Source organism: Nostoc sp. DedSLP03, assembly GCF_034530815.1.
In the GTDB taxonomy this organism is placed as follows: Bacteria; Cyanobacteriota; Cyanobacteriia; order Cyanobacteriales; family Nostocaceae; genus Nostoc.
The window spans coordinates 19,342-36,963 of the sequence record NZ_JAVRCK010000070.1; the positions used below are offsets into that span (position 1 = coordinate 19,342).

At 42.2% G+C, this 17,622-nt stretch carries 11 protein-coding genes; 4 read left to right on the top strand and 7 right to left on the bottom strand.

Annotated features, from left to right (window positions below; translation table 11 throughout):
• Positions 1 to 92: 92 nt before the first annotated feature.
• The 4 genes from RM368_RS27165 to RM368_RS27180 all read left to right on the top strand — a co-directional run bounded on the left by RM368_RS27165 (position 93) and on the right by RM368_RS27180 (position 11,538).
• A complete protein-coding gene (locus tag RM368_RS27165; RefSeq protein WP_322696930.1) occupies positions 93 to 1,154 on the top strand; it encodes an NAD-dependent epimerase/dehydratase family protein in 1,062 nt (353 codons plus the stop codon).
• A 125-nt stretch (positions 1,155 to 1,279) separates the two neighbouring features.
• The gene (locus tag RM368_RS27170; RefSeq protein WP_322696931.1) at positions 1,280 to 2,488 is read left to right on the top strand and encodes a macrolide family glycosyltransferase; all 1,209 of its coding nucleotides are present in this window, start codon (positions 1,280 to 1,282) and stop codon (positions 2,486 to 2,488) included.
• A 63-nt stretch (positions 2,489 to 2,551) separates the two neighbouring features.
• Complete coding sequence (locus tag RM368_RS27175; RefSeq protein ID WP_322696932.1) at positions 2,552 to 11,107, top strand: non-ribosomal peptide synthetase; 8,556 nt, start codon at positions 2,552 to 2,554, stop codon at positions 11,105 to 11,107.
• 59 nt (positions 11,108 to 11,166) lie between these two features.
• Complete coding sequence (locus RM368_RS27180) at positions 11,167 to 11,538, top strand: cupin domain-containing protein (RefSeq protein WP_322696933.1); 372 nt, start codon at positions 11,167 to 11,169, stop codon at positions 11,536 to 11,538.
• 287 nt (positions 11,539 to 11,825) lie between these two features.
• On the opposite strand, the gene RM368_RS27185 is transcribed toward RM368_RS27180, so the two are convergent.
• The 7 genes from RM368_RS27185 to RM368_RS27215 form a co-directional block, all read right to left on the bottom strand.
• Positions 11,826 to 12,590 (bottom strand): SDR family oxidoreductase, encoded by a 765-nt coding sequence (locus RM368_RS27185; RefSeq protein WP_322696934.1) that lies wholly within the window; start codon positions 12,588 to 12,590, stop codon positions 11,826 to 11,828.
• 368 nt (positions 12,591 to 12,958) lie between these two features.
• Positions 12,959 to 13,732, bottom strand: a complete 774-nt coding sequence (locus RM368_RS27190; protein WP_322696935.1) for an ABC transporter permease — start codon at positions 13,730 to 13,732, stop codon at positions 12,959 to 12,961.
• Positions 13,725 to 14,648 carry an ABC transporter ATP-binding protein gene (locus RM368_RS27195; protein ID WP_322696936.1) on the bottom strand — a complete coding sequence of 308 codons (924 nt, stop codon included), beginning with the start codon at positions 14,646 to 14,648 and terminating at the stop codon, positions 13,725 to 13,727. The genes RM368_RS27190 and RM368_RS27195 overlap by 8 nt, the downstream gene beginning before the upstream one ends.
• A 113-nt stretch (positions 14,649 to 14,761) precedes the next feature.
• Positions 14,762 to 15,517 (bottom strand): glycosyltransferase family 32 protein, encoded by a 756-nt coding sequence (locus RM368_RS27200; protein WP_322696937.1) that lies wholly within the window; start codon positions 15,515 to 15,517, stop codon positions 14,762 to 14,764.
• Between the two features lie 97 nt (positions 15,518 to 15,614).
• On the bottom strand, positions 15,615 to 16,409 hold the full coding sequence (locus RM368_RS27205; RefSeq protein WP_322696938.1) for a thioesterase II family protein: 795 nt from the start codon (positions 16,407 to 16,409) through the stop codon (positions 15,615 to 15,617).
• Between the two features lie 248 nt (positions 16,410 to 16,657).
• Entirely contained in the window at positions 16,658 to 16,885 is a 228-nt protein-coding gene (locus RM368_RS27210; RefSeq protein ID WP_322696939.1) for an MbtH family protein, read from the bottom strand.
• A gap of 102 nt (positions 16,886 to 16,987) precedes the next feature.
• Entirely contained in the window at positions 16,988 to 17,329 is a 342-nt protein-coding gene (locus tag RM368_RS27215; RefSeq protein ID WP_322696940.1) for a hypothetical protein, read from the bottom strand.
• Positions 17,330 to 17,622: the final 293 nt, after the last annotated feature.

The following is a 17,622-nucleotide window of genomic DNA, read 5'->3' on the forward strand; positions in this document are numbered from 1 at the left end:
TCGCTCTAAACTCACTACCTACGCTAACGCGGCGCTTTCTCTCCTCTCCCTGCCGCAAGCAAAGAGAAATAGTAAATAAAGGCAAGAATCAAATGAGAAAGTTACTTGTAACTGGTTCATCAGGGCTAATCGGCTCAGAAGTTTGTTTGCATTTCGGCAAACAAGCATGGAAAATTCACGGTATAGATAATAACCAAAGATCCGTTTTCTTTGGAACTCAAGGAGATACTCGTTGGAATCAATGGCGTTTAGAATCTTTAATTAAAGGTTTTGTGCATCATGAGATAGATATTCGCGATCGCATTAGCATCCTAGAGTTAATCGAGAGTCTCAAACCAGATGCGATCGTCCACACAGCAGCACAACCAAGCCACGATTTGGCTGCGAAGATTCCTTTTGATGACTTTGATACCAATGCTGTAGGAACGTTAAATCTGTTGGAAGCGACTCGTCAATTTGTCCCAGATGCGCCTTTTGTGCATATGTCTACCAACAAAGTGTATGGAGATGCACCAAATGAAATTCCCATGTTGGAGTTAAACAAACGTTGGGACTATAGTGACTACACTTATAAGCATGGCATCCCAGAATCTTTCCGCATCGACCAATCAAAACACTCTCTTTTCGGTGCTTCAAAAGTTGCTGCTGATGTGATGGTTCAAGAATACGGTCGCTATTTTGGGCTGAAAACATGCTGTTTACGCGGCGGATGTTTGACAGGCCCTAATCATAGTGGTGTGGAATTACATGGATTTCTCAGCTTTTTGGTAAAATCCAATTTAGAAAATCGCATCTATAAAGTGTTTGGTTACAAGGGTAAGCAAGTACGAGACAATATCCACTCTTATGATGTTGCTCGTTTTATTGAAGAGTTTATCCAAGCCCCCAGAAGCGGTGAAGTTTACAATTTGGGGGGAGGAAAGGAAAATACTTGTTCCATCTTAGAAGCCTTTGACATTGTTACTTCACTGACTGGCAAAAAGATGCGGTATGAGTATGTAAATAAAAACCGCGAGGGAGACCATATATGTTATTACAGTGACCTGCGGAAAATGAAGCAGGATTATCCCAACTGGTCGATCACCAAACCCTTGCAATTGATATTCTCAGAAATTGTCGGTGCTTGGTCAGATAAACTTACGTATATTGCTTGATAAGTTTTGGCAACGAGAATCTGAATCAACCGCAATTAGGCAACATAAATCAAAGAATAACTGCATAAGTCGCGAATAATATTTCCTATATCAATGGGAAAAGCGGATTAATCAAATTTTAATTTATGAGCCGTGCTGTATTTCTGAATGTTTCAGCAGCTGGGCATGTGTTCCCAAGCTTTGGTTTAGTAGCAGAACTGATTCACAGAGGTGAAGAAGTTATTTACTATGAAATTCCTAAATTCCAGAAAGAAATTGAGGCATTTGGGGCATCTTTTCGTTTTTATCCACCACTACGACTTGAGGCAGCACCACAAGCCCATAATGATTTTTCGCTAGTAACAGCTTTGACTTGGACTGCGAAGGAAATGCTGAACACACTTTTGGAATCGGTTCGTGCGGACAAACCAGACTACATTATTCACGATTCGCTGTGTCTTTGGGGAAAACTGATAGCACAGCTACTGAACGTCCCGGCAGTTAATACTATTGCTAGCGCTGCATTTTGTCCGCGTAGCTTCTATGAATGTCCACAACTTCAGGATAAACTACCTGAATTGTTGTCAGAAACATCGCCCGATATCCAGGTGTTTCGTCAATATGAAACAGAACTGCGAGAGACTTACAAAATTCCACCCATTAAGTTTATCGATACTTTTACCAATCCAGAACCCTTAAATATTTGTTATTTACCACCGGAACTCCAGCCATACGTCGATAAATTTGACCAAAGCTTTCACTTTGTCGGCCCTTGCGATCCGGTGCGGGCGATCGCATCTGATTTCCCTATGGAACTGTTGCAAAAAGATAAGCTGATCTTGATTTCATTCGGCAGCATTCACGATCCGGGATTAGCTTTTTACAAAAGTTGCATAGAGGCGTTTCATAACATCGATGCTCAAGTTCTAATGGTACTGAGTCCTGAGATAAATCCTGCCCAACTGGGGGATGTACCTACAAATTTTATCATTCGAGCTACAGGCACAATTCCCCAACTGAAGATATTAGAACACACCAGCTTATTTATCATGCACGGTGCGGGAGGCGGCGCACGGGAAGCGGCGTGGCACTCAACCCCCACAATCGCAATTCCTCAAACCTACGAGCAAGAGATAATTTCACGTCGCCTTCAGGAGCAGGGCGCAGGAATCATGATTTTGCCCCAAGATGTCAATTCTGAACGTTTGCGAGACACGGCACTACACATCCTGAACAATGACTCATTTCAGGCAAATAGCGATCGTCTGGGTGATGCTTGTAGAGCGGCTGGAGGAGCAAAACGGGCGGTAGATGAAATTCTCGGATATGTAGCAATGAGTGGAAGTAAAGGATAAAAGAGCAGGCAAATCGTCAAGATTAAATCTCAAGTGCACCATAAAAATTAAGTTATATTCATTATGAATTTTTTAGAAACAACTGATGATTTTGAACTTTTAGAATTACTTCTAGAAGAAGAGGGTATTAACCGCGAAGAAGACAAATTTATTATTAAAAAACGCGCTCTTACAGAAACTCCGGCTTCTTTTCAACAAAGACGCTTATGGTTCCTTCATGAATTGGAACCTACTTCTTCTGCTTATAATATTTGTTCTATATTTCGTTTGGATGGTTCGCTGCAAATAGAGGCTTTGCAGCAAGCTTTTAGACAATTGCAGCAGCGACATGAAAGCCTCCGCACTACATTTACGGCAATTGATGGTGAACCTTGGCAACGGATTCATCCAAATATTTTAGCGGATTTAATTTTGGAAGATTGGAGTGATATTGCGGAAGCTGAAATCGAAAAACAAATATCTGCTGTAGCTAGCTCCGAGACACAATATTCTTTTAACTTGGAAAAAGGGCCGTTAATCAGAACCAAACTTTTACGACTCACATCAGAGCAATATGTTTTGGCTCTCACTCTTCATCATATTATTGCTGATGGTTGGTCAATAGGCGTTATTGTTGAAGAACTGGCTTCTCTGTATCATTTAGCTATCAAGGGTGATGTCACTGCCCTCGGAGAACTGAATATCCAATATGCAGATTATGCTGTTTGGCAACAAGAGAAAATTAATAATTTGGTTTTAGAGGAACAACTTGCCTATTGGGAAAAACAACTTAAAAATTTACCCGTTCTACAATTTCCTACTGACTTTCCCCGACCGCGTTTACAATCCTTTAAAGGAGATTTAGTCAGTTTTTCTATCCCTGTTTCTTTGACACAGACTATTCGCAATTTCAGCCACCAAGAAGATGCTACCCTCTTCATGACTCTCATGGCTGCTTTTGGGGTTCTGCTGGGGCATTACTGCGGACAGGAAGATATCCCCGTGGGAACTTCTATTGCCAACCGTCCAGGAATCGATGCAGAAAAACTCATCGGTTTTTTTGTTAATATGTTGGTAATTCGCGCCGACTTATCGGGAGAACCTAGTTTTCGTAATCTTTTAAAAAAAGTCAAAGAAACGATTCTGGAAAGTTTTGAACATGCAGAAGTGCCTTTTGAAGCACTCGTAGATAGATTAAATGTTGAACGAAACACTAGTATCAACCCGCTATTTCAAATTGCTTTTACTTTACTAAATGCCCCAAAACCTCATTTTCAAGCCGGGAACTTGACTGTAACTCCGATTAAAAGTCAAGATGCCGCTCGCTTCGATTTGGAACTTTTTATCTCAGAAAGTGAAAATAATCTCAGTGGTGTTTTCTCATACAATACTGATTTATTTACACGGAAAACGGTAGAACAAATCACGCGTCACTTTTGTAATTTGCTGGAAAATTTAGTGACGCAACCCGATGTGCCGATAACTCAGTTAGCGATTCTCTCAAACGAAGAATACGCTCAGTTGATGCCTGCAAACCCGCCTGAGAGTTTTCCAGTAGAATTCTGTTTGCATGAAGTTTTTAGCCAACAAGCGGCTTTGCGTCCCAACAAAACGGCACTGATTTTTGAGAATCAATCCCTCACCTACGCAGAATTAAACCAACGAGCTAATCAACTGGCACATTATCTCATCCGTTTGGGTGTGAAACCGGAATCACGAGTGGGATTGTGGATGTCTCGTTCTTTGGATTTGATGGTAGCTATCCTTGCAGTACTCAAAGCTGGTGGTACTTACGTTCCCTTTGACCCGGATTATCCTGCGGAGCGTGTCGCCTATATGCTTGAGGATAGCATGGTGTCAGTTTTGCTCACACAGGTAGAATTTGAGACGCAACTACCAAAACACCAAGCCGATCTAGTTTTTATTGATAATTGTGAAGCGGAACTTGCTCAGGAACAGGCTACCGATCCAGAAGTTAATCTCAATCCAGATAACGCCGCTTATATAATTTACACTTCCGGCTCAACTGGCAAACCCAAAGGAGTTGTTGTCACCCATCGCAACGTTGTACGTTTGATGTTGGCAACCGAACAATGGTTCCACTTTAACGAAAAAGACGTGTGGACTCTGTTTCATTCCTACGCTTTTGATTTTTCTGTTTGGGAAATGTGGGGGGCGTTGTTGTTTGGCGGACGTTTGGTTATTGTCCCCTATTTAGTGAGTCGATCGCCAGAAGAGTTTTACAACTTACTTATTGACGCTAGAGTAACAGTTTTAAACCAGACACCATCGGCTTTTCGCCAATTGATCCAAGCTGAAGAAATCATTTGTCGGGAAAGCGAATTAAATTTACGCTACGTAATTTTTGGTGGCGAAGCTTTGGATTTGTCAAGTTTGGAACCGTGGTTTGAACGTCACAGCGATGATTTTCCCCTATTGGTAAATATGTATGGGATTACAGAAACCACCGTTCACGTTACTTATCGTCCGATTCGCTGGAACGATGTCAAGAAGCGTTTGGGAAGTGTTATCGGTAAACCTATCCCGGATCTATCTTTTTATATTCTCGATGCTTATAGACAACCAGTGCCTTTGGGGGTGGTTGGGGAAATTTATGTTGGCGGTGCAGGTGTGGCGCGGGGCTATTTTAACCGCGAGGAATTAACTGCAGAGCGGATGATCGTTAACCCCGCCAACCCACAAGGAAATAACCGTCTCTACAAAACTGGTGATTTAGCGCGATATCTGCACAACGGAGAAATCGAATATTTGGGGCGTAACGACCACCAAGTTAAAATACGCGGTTTTCGGATCGAATTGGGTGAAATTGAAGGGCTTTTGCAGCGTCATCCGAGTGTGCGAGAAGCTTGCGTAATTACCCAACAGGAAAGTCAAGAAGATGTGCGACTGGTTGCTTACATCGTGCCTGAGACTGATTTGGCGAAAATACCCGATTATGAAAACTTAACACGAGAGCAAACTCAAGAATGGCAATATACTTTTGACGAAAACTATAGCGCTAGTGAAACCGAAGCTGATGTAGCTTTTAATATTATTGGTTGGAACAACAGCTATGATGGTCAGCCTATTCCTGCGCCAGAAATGCGCGAGTGGCTAAACAATACCCTGACACGCATTCAAACCTTGGCTCCAAAACGCGTTTTAGAAATTGGATGCGGTACTGGGATGATTCTTTTCAATATTGCGCCTGATGTTGAATCTTATTGGGCGACGGACTTTTCCCAACAAGCGATCGCTCGTCTAGAAAATCTCACTCAGAAACACTCTTTAAGCAATATTCGCTTGTTCCATCAGGAAGCGAAGGATTTTGCAAATATTCCTTCTGGCTATTTTGATACGATTATTATTAACTCTGTAGCACAGTATTTTCCTTCAATTGAATACTTCCAGCAAGTGATTGCCAAAGCATTACAAGCGCTAGCTCCCGGAGGAAGTTTATTTATCGGCGATAATCGCCACCTGCCGACTTTAAACGCTTTTCACGCCAGCATAGCTTGTTTCCAAGCTGCGGATGAAACTGACCGAGAAGCTTTTGCCGCCTTAGTTAGACGAGTTACTCAAAAAGAAAACGAACTCGTTCTCGATCCAGTCTTCTTTGTAAATCTATCGCAGGTTTTGCCAAATCTAGAGGGAGTGGAAGTTCACCTCAAAGCAGAAACCGCACATAATGAACTAACTAAATACCGTTATGATGTGGTTCTTCACAAAAAAGGCAGTTTTGCCAAAGCTCATACATTTGAACCTGTCTGGGAAGACTGGAAGCAAAAAAATCTGCAATCAATCAAGGGGCTAGAATTGCCCATTGCTTGGCGGGGTGTCCCCAATGCTCGTCTGTTTCAAGACGAAACTATTTTACAGTGGTATCAGGGAAATAACGGATTCGCTACAGTCGGCGAACTGCGCGAGTTATTGAACAAGCTGAATTCAGAAACAGCTGTTGACCCGCAAAAATTCTATCAACTTGCCCAACAAGCAGGTTGTCAAGTCACAATTAGCTACTCAAAAGATTTTGGTGCTAATTATTTTGACGTTTGCTTCTATACTGCAAACGGGGCAAAACCTGTGATGCCTATTACCCAAAATAGCGCCCCCCTGAAACCAACGCAATTATATTGGGTAAATCCTTTGAAAGCACGTTTTGCCAAGGCGCTGATTCCCGCACTCCAGCAATATGCACGGGAAGAACTTCCAGAATACATGATCCCTGCCGCTTTTGTGCTGCTGGAGAAGCTGACCATGACTCCCAGCGGCAAATTAGATCGACGTGCTTTACCTGCACCAGAACTTGTGGAGACAATTACCAAGGATTCTGATGTTAAATTAACAACCGCCACCCAAGAACGTTTAAGTAAAATGTGGAACGATGTACTTGGAGGCTCGCGCGTTGGACTAACGGACAATTTTTTCCAAATGGGTGGACATTCTCTACTGGCGACGAAACTGATTTCTCGAATTCGGGAAGAATTTAATTTAGCCTTACCTTTGCGAACAATTTTTGAATATCCTACCTTCGTTGGTCTTGCGGAACAAATTGATTTGCTCGTAACTAAAACCGAGAATCAGACCAATCAGAGCGTTCAGATCCCAAAAATTGCTCAACGTGACAACTTACCACTCTCTTTTTCTCAGCAAAGACTGTGGTTCCTCGACCAATTAGAGGCGAATAATCCTGCTTATAACATTGCGGTAGGCTTCCGCATGGACGGATGTTTAAACCAACAAGCGTTTGAACGCAGTTTGCAGGAGCTAGTCCAACGGCATGAGGTATTACGTACAAAATTTTCTCAGGATGCCAGTGGTAATCCCGTGCAAATTATCAACGAATTAAATGATATATCGCTGTTGATTACCGATTTCAGCCACTTGCAAGACAAAGAAGAGATACTCAAACAAGCAGCGATCTCGGAGTCGGTGCGTCCCTTTAATCTTCAAAATGGGCCCTTGCTTCGCATCTATCTCTATAAGTTGTCCGAGGATGCCCATGTGTTTGTAGCGGTGATGCATCATATTATTTCCGATGCTTGGTCATTTGGAGTAATGGTGCAGGAATTGTCTGCGATTTATACAGCATTTTGTACAGGTAAGGAATTACCTTTAGCACCACTATCTCTACAATACGGCGATTTTGCTAGCTGGCAGCGCAGTACCTTTGAGAAAACCCAACTCCCACAGCAACTTGATTATTGGAAGCAGGAACTCGCCGGAGAATTAGAACCTTTAGAATTGCCAACTGATTATCCCCGTCGAGCGATCGCTTCTTATCAAGGTCGTGAAATTCCTTTTGTGGTAGACCGCAAAAACTACGATGGCTTTAAGCAGTTCTGTGAATCTCAAGGCGCTACCCTGTTCATGGGATTGTTAGGGGTGTTTAAAACTCTGTTGATGCGTTATTCTGGACAACACGACTTGTTAGTTGGAACCCCGATCGCTAACCGCAACCGTAAAGAAATCGAACAGCTAATTGGCTTTTTTGTCAATACTCTAGTTATCAGAACCGATGTCACAGACAATCCGTCGTTTGCAGCGTTGCTGGAGCGGATTAAACAGAAAACCTTGTCAGCCTATGCCCATCAAGATTTGCCTTTTGAGAAACTGGTTGAAGAGCTGCAACCAGAGCGTTCCCTGAGCCATAACCCCTTGTTCCAAGTGATGTTTGTCTTGCAGAATGCACCGATCGGAAATTTGGAACTGCCTAATCTCAGGCTGACTCCTTTGGAAATGGAAAGCGTCACCGTCAAGTTTGATTTAACTCTGTCGATGATGGAGACAGAAAAGGGACTTGAGGGCGCGTGGGAATATAATACTGATTTGTTTGCACCAGCAACTATTGAGCGCCTGGAGAAGCATTTTCAGACTTTGCTAGCAGCCATTGTTGCCAATCCTCAGTTGCATCTGACAGAATTGCCTCTACTGCCAGCAAGCGAGCAACATCAGTTGTTAGTGGAATGGAACGAAACTCAGAAGTCTTATTCCCAAGATTTATCTATCCATCAGTTGTTTGAAACTCAGGTGCAACAAAGACCAGAGGCTCTAGCAGTAGTATTTAACGAGCAACAGCTTACCTACCACGAGTTAAACGAGCGGGCAAATCATTTGGCGCACTACCTGCAATCCTTGGGCGTAGGGCCAGAGGTGCTAGTGGGTCTGTGCATGGAGCGCTCTTTAGAAATGATTGTTGGGCTGTTGGGAATCCTGAAAGCTGGCGGGGCTTATCTGCCTTTAGACCCACAATTACCCCAGCAACGTTTGACCTTCATGCTAGAGGATTCCCAAACCTCGGTGTTGTTAACTCAGAATTATTTGCTACCAGAACTTCCAGAATATCAAGGACGTATAGTTTTCTTAGATACAAGCTGGCAAGAAATTTCTTACCAAAGTAAGGAGAATCTAGTTAGTCAGGTTAACCCCGATAATTTGGCTTATTTGATTTACACCTCTGGGTCTACTGGCAAGCCCAAAGGAGTTATGATTCAACATCAGTCTTTAGTCAATTATACGCAGGGGCGGATTCTGGAATGCGGCTTCAGTAGTGGAGAGCGTTTTCTCCAGTTTGCATCTATTAGTTTCGATGTCGCAGTTGCGGAAATTTATTCTTGCCTGGTATCCGGCGGAACCTTAATATTGCGTACCAATGAAATGTTGAGTTCCGTGGCAACTTTCATGCAAAACTGTCAAGATTATGGCGTGACGGTATTGGATGTGCCAACAGCATACTGGCAACAAGTGACTTTTGAATTAACACTTGGAAATTTGCTACTACCTGAGTGCTTGCGTTTGGTCGTGATTGGAGGTGAGCGGGCACTTCCAGAACAAGTAAATGCCTGGAAAAAGTGTGTGGGTGAATATCCCCAACTGCTGAACGAATACGGGCCTACGGAAGCTACAGTATCAGCAACCATCTGTAATTTGTCAGAATTAGAACTCGATCGGCGAGAGATCCCCATTGGGAAACCATTACAAAACTTACTCGTGTATCTGCTAGATCGAGAACTGCAACCCGTTCCTATTGGTATTCCAGGCGAGGTATATATCGGCGGTGTTGGTTTGGCTAGAGGCTACTACGATCGCCCGGATTTAACAGCATCCAAGTTCATCCCTAACCCATTTAGCGATCGAGAGGGTGCCCGCCTTTATAAAACAGGCGACTTAGCCCGCTATCTACCCGATGGCAAGATTGAATTTTTGAACCGCCTTGACAATCAGGTAAAAATTCGCGGTTTCCGGATCGAACTAGGAGAAATCGAAACTTTGTTGAGCCAGCATCCAGATGTGCGGGAAATAACAGTTATCGATCGGGAAGACCAACCAGGTAACAAGCAGCTTGTCGCTTACGTTGTCCCCCATCTGAATCCACCTAGCGCGATCGCACTGCGCCAGTTTTTGAAACAAAAGTTGCCTGAGTACATGGTGCCGTCAGCATTTGTATTCTTAGAGGCTATACCTTTAACGCCTAACGGCAAGGTTAACAGAAAAATATTACCTGCGCCAAGCACTGATGGTAAAGCACGTTTGAGCAAACGGATTCCACCGCGCACACCGTTAGAACATAAATTGGTGGAACTGTGGGAAGAAGCACTTCAGGTAAGTTTGATTGGTGTTACCGATAATTTTTTTGAACTGGGCGGACATTCTCTGTTGGCGATCCGTTTGATAGCCCAAATCGAAAAGCAATTAGGGTACAGCCTTCCTGTCGTCAGCTTTTTCCGTGAGGGAACTGTGGAAAAGATTGCCCTCCACTTAGAAGGCGAGAGCAAACCGAGTAATACTGATGTTCTACTAACCCTACAACCTAAAGGCGATCGCTTGCCTCTATTTCTCGTACATCCAGGAGCGGGTTATGCCTTGTCATACTCAATTTTTGCAAGCATTTTCGGCAAAAACCAACCGCTTTACGCCTTCCAAGCACCTGGTTTAGATGGCGAACAACAGCCTTTAGATTCCATTGAGGCAATGGCTTCTACTTACATTAAAGCGATGCGAGAAATAGTTCCAAACGGCCCCTATTTGCTAGGGGGCTACTCTTTTGGCGGACTCGTTGCCTTTGAAATAGCATCTCAATTGGAAGCCGCAGGAGAAAAAATTGAAAATCTCTTAATTATTGATACCCATCCCCCCTTACCCAACATGGAAAAAGAGGCATCGTTAGATGACGAAGCCGCTCTCCTTGCCTTTATGGTGAAACAGATTGGACTTCACTTTAACGAATCTGTAAATATTTCCTCAGAAGAACTTGCAGTTTTAGATACACAAAAACGATTTGAGCATGTGTTGCAATTGTTGCAACATCATGAAATCGTTCCTCCTAATTCTGGAAAGAATCTCGTGCGGGGATTGCTTAACGTTTTCAAAGCCAACACGCAGACGAGTCTTTGCTATCAACCAAAACCAATTAAATCTCCTCTATCCCTGTTCAAAACTGTTGCACTCACACAACAGTTTCCCGCTGATGACAGTGTAGGTTGGCAGAAATTAACCAGCAAGCAGGTGCGCATTTGCAGCATCACCGGAGAGCATGAGAGTCTAATGAAAGAACCTGATGTCAAAGGCTTGACCGCAGCTATTCAAGAAATTTTGCTGGGTAATACTAATTCAAAAAATGTTTGCGACAATAAACTTTGAAGTTTTTCCTCACTTCAGAAAAATCAGCGAATCTTCATTCTTGTAACTGAGGTGAATATATGAATAAGATAACTGGTGAACGAGTTTGCCTAGCTGAGAAATTGAGGCTGATCGACAGATATTGGAATCCGAAAATCGTTGGGGAACTCAATGGTCAGTTTATCAAGTTGGCCAAGTTTAAGGGTGAGTTCGTTTGGCATCGCCATGACAACGAGGATGAGTTTTTCCTCGTGCTCAAAGGGGAGCTAAAGATCAAGTTAGAAAATCGTGAGATTGTTCTTCGAGAAGGGGATTTCACGATTATAGCTCGAAGTATTCAGCATCTTCCCTTTGCTGAAGAGGAAGTTCATGTCCTTATATTTGAGCCAAAATCCACGCTAAATACTGGAGAGGTGACGAATGAGCTTACTGTTGACTGCGAATGGCTCTGAATACCCAATAAGTGAGAGATCGAAACCTGGTTGACTGACAAAAATTTAAGCGACCGACTCCCACAGGGGGTTAGAGCGCCGTAAAGTTGGAATAAAAAAGGGAGGTAAAAACTTTCCAAACAGGCAATCAAGTGTGCTTTATACCCAAAACTTGGGCAAAGGGGTGTTATACCATTTCACGAAGTGTTTGATACAAATAATCAATCTCTAATTCTTTCCCCCTGCTCCCCTGCTGCCTATTTGTATCAATCTTAAAGTGAAACGGTATTAGAGTGGCAAGCAATTTTTTAAAACTCCGCTCCCCCATCTACTTCGATGACTCTTCCGGTAAAATAATCGCACTCAAGAATAAAACGCATAGCCTGCCAGATTTCATAAGGCTGACCCATGCGGCCCAAAGGTATTTTAGAAATCATATCTGCCTGAGATTCTTTGGATACATGACCGAGTATAGGTGTCTCTGTCAATCCCGGAGCTATGCCACCAACGCGAAAGCCTCTATTTGCCAATTCCAGCGCCCAAGTGCGTGTTAATGCGTCTAGACCCGCCTTGGAAGCACTATAATTCGATTGACCGGGATTACCCGATCGCGTTATGGAAGAAATGTTTATGATTACACTTTGAGAAATATTTCTCTCCATAGCGGTGGCGGCAAATTCTCGCGTCATATAAAAGGGTCCTGTGAGATTGACATCAATTACTCGCTTCCATTGTGCTGTTGGCAGCTTACGCAACCAACCTTCTTCGTCACAAGAAACGAGTAAACCATCTCGCAGAATACCAGCATTGTTAACCAACGTGTTAGCAGATCCAAGTTTTTCAAAAGCCAATTCCACAAAGCTTTTCACCAGCGATTCATTGGCTACGTCAACATGTACTCCGTAGATTTTTCCAGGCAGATTAGCACTTTCGACTTCCAATTCTTGAAGACGATCTACGTCGATATCGCCGCCAACAACTAGGGCACCTGCACGGGCAAGTTCCAGAGCGATACAACGCCCAATTCCACTAGCAGCGCCAGTAACTATTGCTCGAACATCTTCTAATTTCATAAAAATTCCTAATTTATAATATCTGAGGTGAGAGGATATTCGCTCTTGGTGGTAATGGATAATAGGAAAACAGTTAACAATTCCAAATTCAAAATGACGCTCGGGGACTCGCTAACGCTGCGCTAACAAAACTCAAAATTAAAGACATTTTAGACGGTGATTTAAACCCCGACTGAAATGGGTGCTACATGTAGATTGCAGGTTCTTAAACCCTTTAATTTACGATAACCAGATTGCAGATTAGTGTTACCAAAATTCAGGTAATGAGCCATTACTGGATTAATTAGGACAAACGCAACTATTCCTTGGGATATACACAAATTGCATCTGCCTTTCAGATGATTTTTCTTTAACTTGAGCCAATAAAATTAATACCCATTAAGAATCGCATGACGCTTCGCTGTTCTTTGGGCCCACAGAAAAACCAAGCCGCCCAAAACAAAATAAACTACCCCATTGAGTCCAGCAAGAGCAAGCAGAGAAAAATCTAAACCGCGATCGCGTGCGATTAAATCACGAAGAACACCTGAACCTACAGTCATTGGTAATACTAGTTTGACACCTTGGAGCGATCCATTCCAGGTTTCAATGGGAAGAGCAAGCAAAAACAATAGTGCAAACTGAATCAGCCCAGATAGTTGCTGTATGCGTTTAAACAGTAGGGTTAAAGCAGCCATCATTAAGGATATACCATAAGCTCCTAGTAAGACCGTAATCAGCGGCAGAAGGGCAAGGGGCGAAAAGTGTAGGTAACGTCCCGTAAGAATCATCGTGAGTAGTAGAATACCCACTATCAGCACTAAATATAATGTCAGATTTGCCATTGCTCGGATCAATAAGACATTTAAGGTGCCGAATGGTGACAAGAATATTTGTTCTAGAGTTCCGGTTTGCGCTTCAATTTGTAGTTCCATCGCAATACCTTGGAGAATAAAAACCACCAGTGTCCAAAGCACATAGCCAGCTAGGATTGTATCCAGTCGATCGCCAAATTGGATGTTAGGGCCTGCAATGTAGTGCGCGCCAAAAAACATTCCATAAAAAAAGAAAGAGGTGACAAGGATACCACTAATTGAATCAACAGGGTAGCGAATAAATTCTTTCCAGATACGTTTAAATTCCGCTTGGAATAAATTAAACATAATTGTGTTCTCGCACTAACTTTAAGAATATTTGAGTCAGGTCAGATTGTTCCTGTTTCACGAATAATAAAGGCAGGGGTTCCAGAAGTGTCAATACTCGATACAGTCCTTGTTTGCTTCCAGCATAAACAATTTGTCCAGCCTCAACGATTGCTCCTAATGCCTCAATTTTGCTGATTTGCATTTGGTTTAGTGCGCCTTCAACTGCGATAATATAAGTCGAGCCAGAAAAACGCTTAATAATATCAAAAGTTGATTCCTCAGCAATAATCTTGCCATTTTGAATTATGGCTACTCGGTCTGAAATTTCCTCTGCTAAATCAAGTTGATGGGTTGTCAGGAGGACTGCACATCCTTCAAGAGCTATTTCTCGCACCAAAGCTTTGACATTCTGACTAGCTTCAACATCTAAGCCTAAAGTTGGTTCATCCAAAAGTAGAAGCTTGGGCTTGTGAACTAAAGCTACTGCAATAGCTAACTTCTGTTGCATTCCACGAGAAAGTGCTTTAACTGGTGTGCGACGTTTGTGAATCAAACCAAATCGATCTAGCAACCTCATTGCTTGTTCATGGGTTGCTTTTGGGCTGCTACCTCTCAATACTCCAAAGTACTCCAGATTTTCCTGTGGTGTCAGCCGCCAGTAGAGGTTGCGGCTTCCTTCGAGTACTGCACCAAGCGATCGCAATGCTTGCGGATTGCGCTGGGGATCGCAACCTGCGATTCTTACCGAACCTGAGTCGGGTTGAATTAAACCTGCAATCATCTTAATACTGGTTGTTTTACCTGCTCCATTCGGGCCAAGAAAAGCTAGCACTTCTCCCGCATTGATCTTAAAAGATACCCCACGTAATGCTTCTATTCGCTTTCTACGTTGTTGGTATGTCTTTTGCAGGTTGCAAACCTCAAGTATTGACATGGTATTTCTAATTAAGATTGTGTTTGCCAATGTTTCATAGTTAACCCCAGAATGAGAATTAAAAATATCTAGTCTGCTCTATAAATTCTAAATATTTTAGGGCTTTGAACGGCTCAATTTGGTTGGAGTGAAGAACGAATACTCCAATAAAAATTTGCAAAAACACTAAAAATATTACTCAATATTCGATAACGTGGGGTAAGCCAATGGCTAGTCATGTGGTGGATGGTATAAGATTTTTCTGTAACTTCACTTTTGAAGATTTTACCATCCATTTCCATCGGGGCACCTGGTTCAAAAATGTATCCCGGACAAACATTAACTGTCGGACTTTCATGGAATTTGCCAGCCAATACACAATAATTCAATAAAATTGGCCCGGTGCTGTAGCCCACATAATAAGGCATAGAATTTTTGAAAGAAAAACCGATATTTGGCTGGTTTTGGTGTTGGCGTTGCTGCATTTCCTCGAAAACCTGCAACCAAAGCGGATGTTTCGGAATGCTGCCCATGATGGCGTTACTAAACTCAATAAGTTTAGAAAGAATCAATTCAAAGTTTTCCAACAAATCGTCAATCGGCTTGAGGCATTCAACATCCATGTCAATATAAAATCCCCCATAGTAGTGAAGTATAAAATATCGGATAGCGTCGCAACGCTGAATTCGATAGGGATAAGAATCGTAAACATCCAAAAACCAAGAATAATTCTCTTTAATTAAATTACGGCATTGTGTTTCATCCCAAAAGCGATGTTCCCAATCAGGATGACGATCGAGAATAGTTTGGTGATAACGACGATAGTTTTCTGGAGCCGCTGCTTCACCTGCGAAAAAAATCTGATGGATAATTTTTGGAACCTTGCTCATAAATTAAATTGCAATAAATTTTTAAATAAAGTGAAATACTATTAGGAAAAAGCTGGCGAAGCAGTATCCGTCTGAAAACTGTTTACTGATTTAAGAATCAACCCAAAATTACTGGCTGTTGGGGGAACACCTTTGGTGTAAGTAGAGCAAGTTTTCTAGAAAGAGTCTCAAGAAGCAGCGATTCGGCTGAGTGTAAAAAAAAGTGATCGCCAGGAAACATGTGCAGTGAGAAATCAGCACTCGTTTGTTCTCGCCAATATTCGAGGCGATCGCACGTACTTCTAGAGTCCTGCAAACCACCAAAGGCAGTAATAGAGCAGTTAAGGGGAAGTTCGGGAAGATAAAGATAGTTTTCAATCATCGTAAAATCTGCCCGCAACATCGGAAGCAGCAGTTGCATGAGTTCGTTGTTCTCCAGAATTGCTTTAGGAGTACCGTTAAGACGGCGCAGTTCTTCTATAAATTCAAGTTCGCTTAGGGCGTGGATGGGCGAAACGTCATCAGGAACGTGAGGTGCGCCGCGACCGGAAACAAACAGATGTGCTGGAAAAAGACTGTACTTTTTGCGAATCTTACGAGCCAGATCGAAGCTGATTAAAGTCCCCATACTGTGACCGAAAAAGGCAAATGGCTTGTCCAAATATGGATATATCGCTTCGGCGATCGCTTCTGTAAGCAGCGACATCTCAGTAAAAGGCTTATCCATCAACCGAACTCCCCGTCCGGGAAGTTCAATCGGACAAACTTCAATATTCTGCGGTAAACTGCTCGTCCATGTGCGAAAGGTTAATGCTTTACCCCCTGCATAGGGAAAACAGAATAGGCGCAGGCTGGCTTGAGGATTTGGCTTGGGAAACATTACCCAAGGATTAGAAAAGTGTTTGGCGTTCATCGGTACAACTACAAAACATTTCATTCTTGGGATTCGGGGTAAATTGAGAAAAAAGGGCATGGAAAAAGCGTAGCTTATACCAATTTTCCAAATTAAAGATACGGATCTAAAAGATAGAAATCCAGTTAAAACCTGAGTACCGGTGCTGTTGCCTTGCATCCGTTTATTACGAATTTAGAATTGGTATTATTGTATGATTTATTACTTTTAGTGCTTGTCTCCCACTCCCTCTTTAACTCATCAATTGTTTAGCTTCTTACTTCTGCCATGACTTTACGCAAGCTTAAAGGACGCATATCTGTCCATACTTCTTCTACATACGCCAAACATTCTTCTTTAGAGCCTTCTTTACCTGTAGCTTTCCACCCTAATGGGAGTTCATTTTTCCATTTCGGCCAAATGGAATATTGTTCCTCATGGTTTACAACAACAAGATATATAATCTCGCTTTGTTGTTCGTTTTCTTGGTTGAACATATGAAACCTTATCCTTAGTTACAAAAGTGTTTACTTGATTGAGTAGTACAACCAATATTCGAGCACACTAACTTTTATGAATATTATTTTTTTACTTCATTGTTAGGACTCAGAACTTCCCTGACGTTGCTTTGTCAACCACTTTAAAAATGCTTCTCGGCTTTCTGTTGCTTTTTTAACCTTTTGTTGGACATCAATTTTTGGTTCCTTTTTGAACATATCAATAGTTTTGGCTGTTAAAACAAATTTAGATTCGAGTCTAATTACAGTAGGAATGGCTAAATAATCAACCTGCCATATATTTGAAGGTCTCCAACGAACCTTTGATTTATCACATCCCATTTCTGTGAAATTTGGCGGTTTTTGCACCGCATGATAGCTGCAATTAACCTCAACAGCAACTTCCTTAAATTTGATAATTTCAGCTTCTAGTTCAGCAGCCAAAATATTGATCTGCCCAGTCAAAGCTGATAGTTTTTGGACTCCTTATTCAACTTTGTTTTTTAAAGTTTCTTGTTCTTGTTTTCTGTTTTCCTCTGTTAATTGCTGGCAATACTTATGTAATTCCACTACCTCTGTTTGTAACTCAGTTAAAATGTTCACTTGACAAAATTGCGATTACTCAAAAAACCCTGATTTTTGGGAGTGTTCAACAGAGAGAAGTCCAACCGCAGATTTTTTTCTCTCATAATGATTGACACGTCTTATTAGAAATGTTTATCCATATACTCCATATA

Excerpts from the sequence above, each read along its gene's own strand:
- RM368_RS27175 (WP_322696932.1), top strand. The coding sequence starts at position 2,552 with ATGAATTTTTTAGAAACAACTGATGATTTTGAACTTTTAGAATTACTT.
- RM368_RS27205 (WP_322696938.1), bottom strand. The coding sequence starts at position 16,409 with ATGAACGCCAAACACTTTTCTAATCCTTGGGTAATGTTTCCCAAGCCA.
- RM368_RS27195 (WP_322696936.1), bottom strand. The coding sequence starts at position 14,648 with ATGTCAATACTTGAGGTTTGCAACCTGCAAAAGACATACCAACAACGT.
- RM368_RS27165 (WP_322696930.1), top strand. The coding sequence starts at position 93 with ATGAGAAAGTTACTTGTAACTGGTTCATCAGGGCTAATCGGCTCAGAA.
- RM368_RS27180 (WP_322696933.1), top strand. The coding sequence starts at position 11,167 with ATGAATAAGATAACTGGTGAACGAGTTTGCCTAGCTGAGAAATTGAGG.
- RM368_RS27190 (WP_322696935.1), bottom strand. The coding sequence starts at position 13,732 with ATGTTTAATTTATTCCAAGCGGAATTTAAACGTATCTGGAAAGAATTT.
- RM368_RS27200 (WP_322696937.1), bottom strand. The coding sequence starts at position 15,517 with ATGAGCAAGGTTCCAAAAATTATCCATCAGATTTTTTTCGCAGGTGAA.
- RM368_RS27170 (WP_322696931.1), top strand. The coding sequence starts at position 1,280 with ATGAGCCGTGCTGTATTTCTGAATGTTTCAGCAGCTGGGCATGTGTTC.
- RM368_RS27185 (WP_322696934.1), bottom strand. The coding sequence starts at position 12,590 with ATGAAATTAGAAGATGTTCGAGCAATAGTTACTGGCGCTGCTAGTGGA.
- RM368_RS27210 (WP_322696939.1), bottom strand. The coding sequence starts at position 16,885 with ATGTTCAACCAAGAAAACGAACAACAAAGCGAGATTATATATCTTGTT.